11 protein-coding genes are annotated in these 12,078 nt (G+C 65.0%); 7 read left to right on the forward strand and 4 right to left on the reverse strand.

Annotated features, from left to right (window positions below; all coding sequences use genetic code 11):
* Positions 1 to 61 precede the first annotated feature (61 nt).
* On the reverse strand, positions 62 to 1,474 hold the full coding sequence (locus tag QCM77_RS22520; protein ID WP_279684925.1) for a hypothetical protein: 1,413 nt from the start codon (positions 1,472 to 1,474) through the stop codon (positions 62 to 64).
* Between the two features lie 175 nt (positions 1,475 to 1,649).
* Between QCM77_RS22520 and glmU the strand changes: the two genes are divergently transcribed.
* Positions 1,650 to 3,017 carry a bifunctional UDP-N-acetylglucosamine diphosphorylase/glucosamine-1-phosphate N-acetyltransferase GlmU gene (glmU, locus tag QCM77_RS22525; RefSeq protein WP_279684926.1) on the forward strand — a complete coding sequence of 456 codons (1,368 nt, stop codon included), beginning with the start codon at positions 1,650 to 1,652 and terminating at the stop codon, positions 3,015 to 3,017.
* Positions 3,018 to 3,024: 7 nt separating this feature from the next.
* On the opposite strand, the gene QCM77_RS22530 is transcribed toward glmU, so the two are convergent.
* Complete coding sequence (locus QCM77_RS22530; RefSeq protein ID WP_279668121.1) at positions 3,025 to 3,243, reverse strand: hypothetical protein; 219 nt, start codon at positions 3,241 to 3,243, stop codon at positions 3,025 to 3,027.
* A 219-nt stretch (positions 3,244 to 3,462) separates the two neighbouring features.
* Here QCM77_RS22530 and glmS point away from each other — a divergent pair, with 219 nt between their 5' ends.
* The 3 genes from glmS (at position 3,463) to QCM77_RS22545 (ending at position 7,122) form a co-directional block, all read left to right on the forward strand.
* Complete coding sequence (gene glmS, locus QCM77_RS22535) at positions 3,463 to 5,289, forward strand: glutamine--fructose-6-phosphate transaminase (isomerizing) (RefSeq protein WP_279668123.1); 1,827 nt, start codon at positions 3,463 to 3,465, stop codon at positions 5,287 to 5,289.
* A gap of 88 nt (positions 5,290 to 5,377) precedes the next feature.
* Complete coding sequence (locus QCM77_RS22540) at positions 5,378 to 6,148, forward strand: DUF502 domain-containing protein (RefSeq protein ID WP_279668125.1); 771 nt, start codon at positions 5,378 to 5,380, stop codon at positions 6,146 to 6,148.
* Positions 6,149 to 6,252: 104 nt separating this feature from the next.
* Positions 6,253 to 7,122, forward strand: a complete 870-nt coding sequence (locus QCM77_RS22545) for an NAD(P)-dependent oxidoreductase (RefSeq protein WP_279668127.1) — start codon at positions 6,253 to 6,255, stop codon at positions 7,120 to 7,122.
* 10 nt (positions 7,123 to 7,132) lie between these two features.
* Here QCM77_RS22545 and QCM77_RS22550 read toward each other — a convergent pair whose 3' ends face one another.
* Positions 7,133 to 7,666 (reverse strand): P-loop NTPase family protein, encoded by a 534-nt coding sequence (locus QCM77_RS22550; protein WP_279668128.1) that lies wholly within the window; start codon positions 7,664 to 7,666, stop codon positions 7,133 to 7,135.
* Positions 7,667 to 7,844: 178 nt separating this feature from the next.
* On the opposite strand from QCM77_RS22550, the gene QCM77_RS22555 reads away from it, so the two are divergent.
* From QCM77_RS22555 to panE, 3 genes are all read left to right on the forward strand, one after another.
* On the forward strand, positions 7,845 to 8,234 hold the full coding sequence (locus tag QCM77_RS22555) for a nuclear transport factor 2 family protein (RefSeq protein WP_279668129.1): 390 nt from the start codon (positions 7,845 to 7,847) through the stop codon (positions 8,232 to 8,234).
* A gap of 97 nt (positions 8,235 to 8,331) precedes the next feature.
* Positions 8,332 to 9,180, forward strand: coding sequence for a helix-turn-helix domain-containing protein (locus QCM77_RS22560; RefSeq protein ID WP_279668131.1), 849 nt, complete (start codon positions 8,332 to 8,334; stop codon positions 9,178 to 9,180).
* A gap of 95 nt (positions 9,181 to 9,275) precedes the next feature.
* Positions 9,276 to 10,205, forward strand: a complete 930-nt coding sequence (gene panE / locus QCM77_RS22565; RefSeq protein ID WP_279684927.1) for a 2-dehydropantoate 2-reductase — start codon at positions 9,276 to 9,278, stop codon at positions 10,203 to 10,205.
* Here panE and recG read toward each other — a convergent pair.
* Positions 10,202 to 12,078, reverse strand: a 1,877-nt coding sequence (recG, locus tag QCM77_RS22570; protein WP_279684929.1) for an ATP-dependent DNA helicase RecG, incomplete at its 5' end; no start/stop codon positions are given. The two genes, panE and recG, sit on opposite strands and share 4 nt — an antisense overlap.

Here is a 12,078-nt window from a genome sequence, read left to right on the forward strand (position 1 = left end):
AGTTTCTCGCGACTGCGTGAGAACCTTCAGCCACTACGCGCATGAACTGCCGCGAGGTAAGCTACCGCCTGAAGAACGACGACAACGTCGATCCCGCTGACGCGGTCTCCGGCTTCGCCGGGGCGGCCGGCTGCGCCACTGGCGCCGGCGCGGGCTCCTCGCGCTTCGACGAGCGTTTTGAGGAATAGCTGCGGCGGTGCTTGTCCGGTTTTGCACTCGGCGCAGGCGCCGGGGCGGTCTCGGCTTGCGGCACGGCGTCCTGGTTCTTCTCGGAGTTCTTCTCCTGAACCCTGTCCTGAGACTTTTCTTGTCCCTTGTCTTGACCCTTTTCCTGTCCCTTTTCCTGGCCGCCGCGCATCGACAGGCGCTGGCCGTCGAACACGGTGGTCTCGCAATGGCGGTCGTTTTCGGCAAGGCCGGCGCAGAGTTTTGCGGCGGCGGCGGCGTTGACCAGCGGGCCGGCGCCCAGGCGAAGCTGCATGCCGAGGCCGGTGGCGCCTTCCTTGATCATGATGATCGGGCGCAGTGCTGCGATCTCAGGATGGGATTTGGTTACGCCGCGCCAGAGCGCGCGCAGGCCGTCGAGCGAGTTGGCGCCGCCGAGATCGATCGCAAAGCGTGTCTGCTGGACTGCGATTGAAGGCGCTTCGCTGTCAGTCGTCGCCTCCGGCGGCTTGGCGGGTATTGCGGCGACTTCAGTCGGGGCGGGCGTCGGCTCGGGCTTCTTCTCGGCGGCCTTCTCGCTCGTATCGGGTTGAATCAGTTTCGATGCGGCGGGATCAGGCGGCGCCATGATCGACTTGGACGGCACCAGCGGAAGCATCGGCAGTGCCGACGTCGTCAGCGGTGACTGCTGCACGAGCGAGGCCGCGGCCGCGCTTTGCGGCGGCGGGATCAACTGCTCCTTTGCAGCTTCCTTCGGATTTGCAGCTTCCTTCGGAGCATCCTTCGCGACTTCAGTGCGCGGCTTGTCGTTCGCTGGGGCGGGCGTAGAGGCGACAGGCGCGACACTGGGTGCCGTTGGCCCGATCAAGGCTGGCGCATCTTGCGACTTCGCTGCGGATGCCTGCGGCGGTTGCGCGGCGGTCTGCTTGGCGATCGCGCCGGTGACGGAATCGAGCCCTTGCTCCAGCACGGTGACGCGCGAATAGAGCCGGTCGCGATCGGTGTTCAGCGTCTCGATGGCGGAGGCGAGGCGGCGGGCCTCGTTCTGGCTCTCCTTGGTCAGCATCTGGAGCCGCTCGGCCTGGCGTGTGAGATCGGCGGACGCAACCTGGTCGCGTCGCCAGCCAAGCTGGGCCTGGTTGGCCAACACGGCAATCACCACGGCGCCGACCGCCGCCACGCTCCACGAGCCCAGCCGCCACATCATGCCGCGATCGTACGAACTCTCCTCGGCCACAAGTCCGGAGAACAGCCCGCCGGTCTCCTTGGTGCCGAAGGCATCCGCCAGTGGGTCGGAATCCTTTGCCATGAACGTTAAGTGTCCAGCCCCTGTCCGGCTTCCCCGAATCAATCAGGGAACATTAACAGGAAAAGCGTGTCGCACTTGAACTCCGGGCGTTTGCGGGGGTAGCAAGGCGGGAGGGTCCGAGGGCGGCTCGCCGTCCATAGCGCCAATTGATTCGGCCGTATTTGACAGGATTTCGATGACCGCCCGTTCCAGCCTCACGATCGTGCTCGCCGCCGGCGAAGGCACACGCATGCGCTCACACCTGCCGAAAGTGCTGCATCCCGTCGCACACCAGAGCCTGCTCGCCCACGTGCTCGCCGCGGCGCCCAAGGGAACCGGCACCTCGCTCGCGGTCGTGATCGGACCCGACCATCAAGTGGTGGCCGATGAAGCCAAGCGCATCCGTCCCGACGTGCTGACCTTCGTGCAAGGTGAGCGGCTCGGCACCGCGCATGCGGTGCTGGCGGCGCGCGCGGCCATCGCGCGCGGCGTCGATGATCTGCTCATTGCCTTCGGCGACACGCCGCTGATCTCGGCCGAGACCTTTGCGCGGCTGCGCGCGCCGCTCGCCAAAGGTGCCGCAATTGCCGCGCTCGGCTTCCGCGCCGCCGATCCCGCCGGCTATGGCCGTTTCATCGTCGAGGGCGACCGCCTGGTCGCGATCCGCGAGCAGGCCGACGCCAGCACTGAGGAGCGCAAGATCGACCTGTGCAATGCCGGCGTGATGGCGATCGACGGGCGCCGCGCGCTCGCGATTCTCGACAAGATCGGCAATGCGAATTCCAAGGGCGAATATTATCTGACCGACGCGGTCGGCATTATCAGCGAACAGGGATGGGACGCCGTGGTGATCGAAACCAGCGAGGACGAAGTGCGCGGCATCAACACCAAGGCGCAGCTCGCCGAGGCAGAATGCGTGATGCAAACGCGGCTGCGCAAGGCTGCGATGGAAGCCGGGGTGACGCTGATCGCGCCCGAGACCGTGTATCTCGCAGCCGACACCGTGTTCGGCAAGGACGTCACCATCGAGCCGTTCGTGGTGATCGGCCCCGGCGTTTCGATCGGCGACGGCACGGTGGTCCACTCGTTCTCGCACATCGTGCAGACCACGCTCGGCAGGAACGTCTCGATCGGTCCCTATGCGCGGCTGCGACCCGGCACCTCGCTCGGCGACGGCGCGCGCATCGGCAATTTCGTGGAGACCAAGGCCGCGACGCTGGAGGCCGGCGTCAAGGTCAACCATCTCTCCTACATCGGAGACGCCACCATCGGCACCAATTCCAACATCGGCGCCGGCACCATCACCTGCAACTATGACGGCTTCAACAAGCACAAGACGATCATCGGGCAGGGCGCCTTCGTCGGCACCAACTCCTCGCTGGTCGCGCCGGTGACAATCGGCAACGGCGCCTATATCGGCTCGGGCTCGGTGATCACGCGCGACGTGCCCGATGACGCCATGGCGCTGGAGCGCAGCCCACAGACCATCAGGGAAGGCGGCGCTGCGCGCTATCGCGAGATGAAAACGCGGGGGAAGGAACCTGAAAAGAACCCGGAAAAGTGAGCCGGCGCTATTCGTCGTCGGCGAATTCGGAGAAGATCGCACGCGTCAGGCGCCAGCCGCGCGGCTTGGCGCGCTTCGCCGGTTCGCCGGCGGTGTGCTTGACGAAGACGGGCTTGCTTTCCTTGCCGCGTTGGGGCGGCGGCCAATGCGCAAGGTGCGTACCCGAGGTCTCGCTGGCACGCATGGACATCGGTGACAGACCTTTGCGGTCGGATGAGCCCTTCATAGCCTTCTCTCCTCGGTACGCAAGGGTTGGTCAAATTTGTTGACAACAAGTTAATGCGCGCGGTTTAAGGCCAGCCAGTTCGACGCAGGCGAGGCTCATTGCCGCTGGTGCTGTCTCAATCAGCAATAATTATTGAGTATCTGGTTCCTTAGGAACTTCGCTAAAAACCGAGCGCGTCGTTTAGGCGATTTTTCGACGATTTGGGGGATATTGATCCGCATGTGCGGGATTGTCGGCATTCTCGGGCGCCAGCCGGTTGCAGAGCAATTGGTGGATTCGCTCAAACGTCTTGAATATCGCGGCTATGACTCCGCGGGCGTCGCCACGCTCGAAGGCAAGCATCTCGCGCGCCGCCGCGCCGAGGGCAAGCTGAAGAATCTGGAGAAGCGGCTGGAAGCCGAGCCGCTCAAGGGCACGACCGGAATCGGTCACACCCGCTGGGCCACCCACGGCAAGCCGACCGTGCACAATGCGCATCCGCATGCGACCGAACGCGTCGCCGTGGTCCACAACGGCATCATCGAGAATTTTCGCGAGCTGCGCGAGGAGTTGCAGAAGAAGGGCACGGTGTTCCACACCGAGACCGACACCGAGATCGTGCTGCATCTCGTCGACGATCTGCTCACGCGCGGCAACAAGCCGGTCGAGGCGGTGAAGCTGACGCTGGCGCGGCTGCGCGGCGCCTTCGCGCTCGGCTTCATCTTCGCCGGCGAGGACGATTTGATGATCGGCGCCCGCAACGGGCCGCCGCTCGCGATCGGCTACGGCGACGGCGAGATGTATCTTGGCTCCGACGCCATCGCGCTCGGCCCGTTCACCGACATCATCAGCTATCTCGAGGACGGCGACTGGGTCGTCCTGACCCACAAAAGTGCTGCGATCTTCGACAAGGACGGCCACGCCGTCCAGCGCGACAAGATCAAGCACGCCGCCGCGACCTCGCTGGTCGACAAGGCCAACTACCGCCACTTCATGGCCAAGGAGATCCACGAGCAGCCGGAGGTGGTCGGCCACACGCTGGCACGCTATGTCGACATGGCGACCGAGCGCGTCTCGCTGCCGGTCCAGCTTCCGTTCGACTTCAAGAACATCCAGCGCATCAACATCACCGCTTGCGGCACCGCGAGCTACGCCGGCTTCGTCGCAAAATACTGGTTCGAGCGTTTTGCGCGCGTGCCGGTCGAGGTCGACGTCGCCTCCGAATTCCGCTACCGGGAGGTGCCGCTTCGCAAGGGCGATCTCGCGATCTTCATCTCGCAATCAGGCGAGACCGCCGACACGCTGGCCGCGCTGCGTTACGCCAAGGACCAGGGCGTGCACACGGTCGCCGTCGTCAACGTGCCGACCTCGACGATCGCGCGCGAGAGCGAGACCGTGCTGCCAACGCTGGCCGGGCCCGAGATCGGCGTCGCCTCGACCAAGGCCTTCACCTGCCAGCTCATGGTGCTGGCAAACCTTGCAATTGCAGCCGGCAAGGCGCGTGGCGAACTGTCCGACGAGGACGAGGCCAAGCTGGTCCATGGCCTCGTCGAGATTCCGCGCCTGATGTCGGATGCGCTCACCACCGAACTCCAGATCGAGAAGCTCGCCCGCGAGATCGCCAAGTCGCGTGACGTGCTCTATCTCGGCCGCGGCACCAGCTTCCCGCTCGCGCTCGAAGGCGCGCTGAAGCTGAAGGAGATCTCCTACATCCACGCCGAGGGCTATGCCGCCGGGGAGCTCAAGCACGGCCCGATCGCGCTGATCGACGAGACCATGCCGGTCGTCGTCATCGCGCCCTACGACCGGGTGTTCGAAAAGACCGTCTCCAACATGCAGGAGGTCGCTGCCCGCGGCGGCAAGATCATCCTGATGACCGACGCCAAGGGCGCGGAGGAGGCGACCGTCGAGTCCCTTGTCACCATCGTCATGCCCGATATGGCGGCGGCGTTCACGCCGATGGTCTATGCCGTCCCCGTTCAGCTGCTCGCCTATCATACGGCGGTCATCATGGGGACCGACGTCGACCAGCCGCGCAATCTCGCGAAATCGGTGACCGTGGAATAGACAGAAGGGGCGGGCCGGAACGCTTCGTGGTCTTCCAAAACCTGCTAGAAGACCCTAGCTTGAATGAAGCGACCGACCTGGAACCCGAATGACCCCCCGTGACGACGCGCCTGCGCCTCTCGACCCCGTGCCGGAGCCGCATACTGGCCTGATCGGCCGCTTCCGCAATTATTTCCTCACCGGCCTCATCGTGACGGGGCCGATTGCGATCACGCTGTATCTGGTCTGGTGGTTCGTCACCTGGGTTGATGGCGTGGTGCGGCCATTCGTGCCGCTGGCCTATCGGCCCGAGACCTATCTGCCCTACGTCGTTCCCGGCTGGGGCCTGATCGTCGCATTTTTCACACTGACGCTGGTCGGATTCCTTGCGGCCAATTTGATCGGCCGGACGCTGGTCGATGTCGGCGAGACCTTTCTCGGCCGCATTCCGGCGGTGCGCGCCATCTACCGCGGCCTGAAGCAGGTGTTCGAGACGCTGTTCTCGGGCAAGGGCTCGAGCTTCCGCAAAGTCGGCCTGGTCGAGTTTCCCTCGCCGGGCATGTGGTCGATCGTGCTGATCTCGCAATCGCCGAACGAGGACGTCTCCCGCAGCCTGCCGGGTCAGGAGGAGCACGTCTCGGTGTTCCTGCCGTGCTCGCCGAATCCGACCACCGGCTTCTTCTTCTACGTGCCCAAGAGCAAGATTGTCGAGGTCGACATGAGCACCGAGGATGCCGCGACCCTGATCATGTCGGCCGGCGTGGTGCAGCCCGGCTCGACGCCGGATCCGAAGAAGGCAGCCGCGCTGGCGGGCATGGCGAATGCCGCGCGCATTGCCAACGCCTCGGCGCTCCAGCCCCAGCCTGCGAAGGTGGAGTAGGGCCATTCCTCTGCGGGATGGCCGCCGGTCACGCGGGCGTCCCGTCCTCTGCTAGTCTCCGGTTGAACTGAGCGCGTCGCTCGGAATCCGACCTGGAGTGCACGATGTCCAAAACGACGTCAAAGACCATTGCGATCCTCGCGCCCGGTGCCATGGGCAGCGCGGTGGCCCGCCGCCTCAGCGAGCACGGTGCGCGCGTGCTGACGTCGTTGAAAGGGCGGAGCGAGGCGACACGCAAGCGCGCGGCGGATGCCGGCATGATCGGCGCCGAGGACGACGCGATCGCGGACGCCGACATCATTCTCTCGATCGTTCCGCCGGGCGAAGCCGTGGCGCTCGCCGAGCGGCTGGCGGGCCTGATCGTCCGGCGCGAGAAGAAGCCGGTCGTGGTCGATTGCAATGCCGTCAACGTCGATACCGTGATGAGGATCGAGGAGATCATCGGATCGGCACAGGCGCCATTCGTCGATGCCGGCATCATCGGATTCCCACCCCAGCCCGGCGGCAAGAGCCCGGCCTTCTACATGTCCGGCGAGCATGCCGGAGAGGTCGCTGTGCTGAAGGACCTCGGGCTCGACGTGCGGATCGTCGAGGGCCCGGTCGGAGCGGCGTCGGCTTTGAAAATGTCCTACGCCGGCATCGTCAAGGGCCTCGCCGGCATCGGCTCGGCGATGGTGGTCGCGGCAACGAAAGCGGGCGCAGCCGATGCGCTGCGTGACGAGCTCGCACTGAGCCAGCCCGCGGTCCTGGCCCGGCTGGAAGTCGCGCTGCCGGATATGATCCCGAAGGCCTATCGCTGGGTTGCGGAGATGCGGGAGATTTCCGGCTTCCTCGGCCCCGATCATCCGGCCGGCCTGATCTACGAGGGCTTTGCGCGCTGGTTCGAGCATCTCGCCGAGGACGCGAAAGGCGAGGCGGCGGACGCAGACCTGATGAAGGCATTCGCCGCGCGTATCGCGCAGAAGAAATCCTGATCGTCCGGTCTTATGTCACGGCCATCGCGCACTGGCCGTGCACCGAATCCAGAAAACCCTGGATGTCCCGATCGCGTCTCAAGCGTACGACCGGGACGTCAGCGCCATATTGCACACGCTCGGCCTCGATGACAGGCGCGCGCTCGGTGTCGTAGCGCCACGCCTCCTGCATCATTTTCCAGTCGAATTGTTCGGGGCACCCCTCCGGGAGGTCAGGCCGGGTCCTGTGGCGATCGAAGGCGGAGCGCTGGAGAATGCGCCACTGGCAGAGCCAGCGCGGGCGGTCGATGACGACCAGAGTGTCGGCGCGCGCGAGCGTGAGATCGAAGGCAAGTCCCGAGAAGCTGCCGTCGACAACCCATTCGTCGCCCGCGATCGCATCAGCGACACGTGTCCGGAAGCTCGGTTTGTCGGACGGCTTCCAGCCCGGCCGCCAGTAGAGCACGTCGAGATGCACCACGGGCAGCCCGAGCTTTTGCCCGAGATTTCGGGAGAGGCTCGTCTTTCCGCTACCCTGGCTGCCAACGACGATGATCCGGCGCATCGCCGTAGGGTTCCATAAAGTCGGGCCCAGGGAAAGAGGACGCCTCCTGGACGCGCTTTATTACCTGGCATGTAATTGAGCCAACTCGCAGCTTGACTACTCTTCCGGTCATCCACCCGACAGGAAGCATTCAATCAAGCCTCCTGTCGCGCGTGTGTCAGTGCATGAGGAGAGAGATATGCAAGTCGTGTTTACGAAGAAGGAGCCGCCGCAATGGCTGCTCGACATGTGGCACGAGATCGACGACAAGACTTTCGGCCAGGGTTTCGACTGTTTTACGGACGATGCCGTCTGCAATCTCGGCGTCGCAGATTGGAAGGGGCGCGACGCGATCCGCGCCAATCTGAAGGCCTTCATCGACACCGGCTTCACCGCGCTGCATCACGTCACCGAATATTGGGATGCCGGCTCCCTGAAGGTGTTTCGCGGGGTCGTGGACATGACACCCGATGATCCCTCGATGAAGACGGTGCATCCCACGATGACGCACTTCTTCTACATGGACGAGACGGACGATACCAAGGTACGGCACTGGGTCGGCGCCGTAGGGCCGGTCGCTTTCGGTTGATCGAATCCAACCTGCTGCCATCGGCGGCGGCGCCTCGGCGCACCGCCGCCGATGCGCGTTGACGATGCCGCAGATCGACGGGAAGGACCGACTGACCATGAAAGCGACGGCCAGCGCCCTCAAGATACGCGCCAGCTCCGCGGGCGCGCTCCTGCGTCAATGGCGGGACATTCGCGGCAAGACACAGCTCGACCTGTCCTTCGACGCCGGCGTCTCGCAGAAGCACATCAGCTTCGTCGAGAGCGGTCGCAGCGTTCCGAGCCGCCAGATGCTGCTCGATCTTGCCCAAGCCCTCGATGTGCCCTTGCGCGAACGCAACGAGCTGCTGCTAGCCGCCGGCTACGCGCCGTCCTATTCCGATCCCGCGCTCGACACGCCGGCCATGACGAGCATCAATGGCGCTCTGCGACGCATGCTGCGTCAGCACGAGCCGTTTCCCGCCATCGTCATGGACCGGTACTGGAACGTGTTGATGACCAACGAGGCTGCACCGCTTCTGTTCAATTGCTTCATCGACATGTCGGCGCGACCGGCGCCACGAAACCTGCTGCATCTCATGTTCGATCCGGACGGCATGCGCCCCTTCATCGCGAACTGGCCGCAGACCGCGCGCGGACTGCTCGCAAGGGTGTATCGCGAGGCGGTCGGGCACGTCGTTGATATCAGGACGAAGGCACTGCTGGGGGAGTTGTCGCAATACCCCGGCGTGAAGCCGGAATGGCGTGCGCCGTCGGCCTCTGATGCAATGCCGATGATCCCGCTGTCCTTCGTCAAGGACGGGGTGATGCTGGACTACTTCTCCCTGATCACGACGGTCGGAACGCCGCAGACGGTGACTGCGGAAGAGCTGCGGCTCGAGTGCATGTTCCCCGCCAACGAGGCGACCGAAGCCGAGCACGGCAGGTTTTTGCTGGCGCATTCGGGGCGAAGGTCAACGCCGCACTGAAGCGGGCCTGGGCTGAAGCGAAATCTGCTTGCCCTGCCAAGTGGGCGATGGCTGAATGCGCGAAGCATGACATGTGATTTCACGCGGGAGTTCGAATGAGGGTGCTCGTGATCGGCGCGGGAGCGCTCGGAGGCTATTACGGAGCTTGCCTGGTCCGAGCGGGCGCTGACGTGACCTTTCTGGTGCGGTCCGGACGGGCGGAGCAATTGCGGCGGGATGGATTGAGGATCGTGAGCCCGCACGGCGACTTTGCCCTGCAGCCGAAGATCCTTCTGGCGAATGATCTCAAGGAGCCGTTCGACGTCGTGCTCGTCGGCGTGAAATCCTATTCGCTCGATGACGCGATGAGCCAGTTTTCACCGGCCGTTGGCGCCAGCACGATGATTTTGCCGATCCTCAACGGGTTGAAACATATCGACGCCCTGACAGCGCGGTTCGGCGCCGCGCACGTCCTCGGCGGGCTCGCGAACGTCAGTGCCGGGCTCGATGCGGATGGTCGTGTCGTTCAGTTCATGGCCAATCAGACCATCGTGTTCGGTGAGGTCAAGGGGGCGATCAGTGAGCGGGCGCGCGCGTTGCAGTCACTGCTCGAGATCCCCGGTATCGACGTGCGCGCCAGCGAATCGATCATGCAGGACATGTGGGAGAAATTTGTCCAGCTGAGCACGCTCGCCGGCATCACCTGCCTGATGCGTGCAAGCATCGGAGACATTCTGGCCGTGCCGAACGGCGAGGAGTTCATTTTCCGCCTGTTTGCGGAATGCTGTGCCGTGGCGAGCGCCTCAGGTTTTGAGCCACGAGCGCCGTTCATCGAGTTCGATCGGAAGCTCTTCACAACGGCGAACTCGCCGCTCAAGGCCTCGATGCTGCGGGACATCGAGCGCGGCTCGGTGACCGAGGCGGAACATATACTTGGCGATATGGCCAACCGGGCCCGTGCGCTGGGTATCGACACGCCGCTATTGAATTTGGCGCGCGCGCATGTGGCGGCCTATGAGGTTGGGCGACAGAGAGCGGCCAGCTAACCCGCCCCGATCAACGGAATCGCCTCGTCCCGCTCGTAAAGATACAGCAGGCATCGCAGCGCCTCGCCGCGCTCGCCCTTCAGCTTGGGATCGTCCTTCAGGATGCGCAGCGCCTCGTCGCGGGCCTGCGTGATGAGCTGGCCATGCACTTCCGAGCGGGCGATGCGGTAGCCGGGCAGGCCGCTTTGGCGCACGCCGAGCACGTCGCCTTCGCCGCGCAGCTTCAGGTCTTCCTCGGCGATCCGAAAACCGTCGGTGGTCTCGCGGATCACCTTCAGCCGCGCCTTCGACATCTCGCCGAGCGGCTCGGAGTAGAGCAGCAGGCAGGTCGAGGCCTCCGAGCCGCGCCCGATGCGGCCGCGCAACTGATGAAGCTGGGCGAGGCCAAAGCGTTCGGCGTTCTCGATCACCATGATGGTCGCCGCCGGCACGTCGACACCGACCTCGACCACGGTGGTCGCGACCAGCAGCCCGATCTCGTGGGCGGCGAACTGGCCCATGACGCGGTCCTTCTCGGTGCCTTTCATCTGGCCGTGGACGAGGCCGACGCGGTCGCCGAAACGCTTTTGCAGACTTTCGAAACGCTTGGTCGCATTGGTCAGGTGCTCGGTACCCTCGGCCTCGGATTCCTCGACCAGCGGGCAGATCCAGTAGACCAGCTTGCCTGATAGAAGCGCGCGGCCGATGCTATCGGTGACCTCGTCGAGGCGGCTGATCGATATGGTGCGGGTTTCGATCGGCTGGCGGCCCGCCGGCTTTTCGCGCAATTCGCTGATGTCCATGTCGCCGAAATAGGTCAGCACCAGCGTGCGCGGGATCGGCGTGGCGCTCAGCACCAGCACGTCGACGGCCTCGCCCTTCGAGGTGAGCGCCAGCCGCTCACGCACGCCGAAACGGTGCTGCTCGTCGACGATTGCGAGGGCGAGATCGCTAAAGATCACGTCGTCCTGGATCAGCGCGTGGGTGCCAACAAGCAGGTCGATCTCGCCGGCTTCGAGTTGTGCCAGCAGTTCCTGCCGCTCCTTGCCCTTTTCGCGGCCGGTGAGGATCGCGACCCGCATTCCCGCGCGCTCGGCGAGCGGAGCGATGGTCTTGATGTGCTGGCGCGCCAAAATTTCGGTCGGGGCCATCAGCGCCGCCTGCTTGCCGACCTCAGTGACGGCGGCGGCGGCGAGCAGCGCGACCACGGTCTTGCCGGAGCCGACGTCGCCCTGGAGCAGGCGCAACATGCGCACCGGCTGTTGCAGGTCGCTCGCGATTGCCGCCGCCGCGTCGCGCTGGGAGGACGTCAGCGCGTAGGGCAGGGCATCGATGATCTTGTTGCGAAGGTGCCCGTCGCCGGCGTTGCGCACGCCGGCCGGGCGGCGCAATTGCGCGCGAATCAGGGCGAGCGCGAGTTGCCCGGCCAGGAGTTCGTCGAAGGCGAGGCGCGACCAGAACGGCTGGTCAGGCAGAATGTCGGTGAGCTCGACCGGCTGATGCACGCGGGTGAGCGCCTCTGCGACCGGCGGGAAGCTGCAGCGGCGCAGCACCTCGGGGCTGATCCATTCCGGCAGCGCCGGCAGCTTCTGCAACGCCTGCGCGACCGCGCGGCGGAGCGAGCCGAGCGCAAGGCCTTGCGTCAAGGGATAGACGGGATCGATGCCGGAGAGTTTTGAGATCGCCTCCTCGTCCAGCACCCGGTCCGGATGTACGATCTGCGGGATACCGTCATACATCTGCAGCGTGCCCGAGACGTAGCGCTTCTCGCCCATCGGCAGCAGCTTCTCGACATAGCCGGGTTTTGCGCGAAAGAACGTCAGCACGACGTCGCCGGTGTCGTCGCTGGCGTAGACGAGGTAGGGCGCGCGCGCATTGCGCGGCGGGGGCGGGC

Source organism: Bradyrhizobium nivariense (assembly GCF_029846695.2).
Classification (GTDB): Bacteria; Pseudomonadota; Alphaproteobacteria; order Rhizobiales; family Xanthobacteraceae; genus Bradyrhizobium.

Bases quoted from the DNA above. Each gene is read 5' to 3' on its own strand.
- QCM77_RS22550 (WP_279668128.1), bottom strand. From the start codon at position 7,666: ATGCGCCGGATCATCGTCGTTGGCAGCCAGGGTAGCGGAAAGACGAGC.
- QCM77_RS22545 (WP_279668127.1), top strand. From the start codon at position 6,253: ATGTCCAAAACGACGTCAAAGACCATTGCGATCCTCGCGCCCGGTGCC.
- panE (WP_279684927.1), top strand. From the start codon at position 9,276: ATGAGGGTGCTCGTGATCGGCGCGGGAGCGCTCGGAGGCTATTACGGA.
- QCM77_RS22530 (WP_279668121.1), bottom strand. From the start codon at position 3,243: ATGAAGGGCTCATCCGACCGCAAAGGTCTGTCACCGATGTCCATGCGT.
- QCM77_RS22520 (WP_279684925.1), bottom strand. From the start codon at position 1,474: ATGGCAAAGGATTCCGACCCACTGGCGGATGCCTTCGGCACCAAGGAG.
- QCM77_RS22560 (WP_279668131.1), top strand. From the start codon at position 8,332: ATGAAAGCGACGGCCAGCGCCCTCAAGATACGCGCCAGCTCCGCGGGC.
- glmU (WP_279684926.1), top strand. From the start codon at position 1,650: ATGACCGCCCGTTCCAGCCTCACGATCGTGCTCGCCGCCGGCGAAGGC.
- QCM77_RS22555 (WP_279668129.1), top strand. From the start codon at position 7,845: ATGCAAGTCGTGTTTACGAAGAAGGAGCCGCCGCAATGGCTGCTCGAC.
- QCM77_RS22540 (WP_279668125.1), top strand. From the start codon at position 5,378: ATGACCCCCCGTGACGACGCGCCTGCGCCTCTCGACCCCGTGCCGGAG.
- glmS (WP_279668123.1), top strand. From the start codon at position 3,463: ATGTGCGGGATTGTCGGCATTCTCGGGCGCCAGCCGGTTGCAGAGCAA.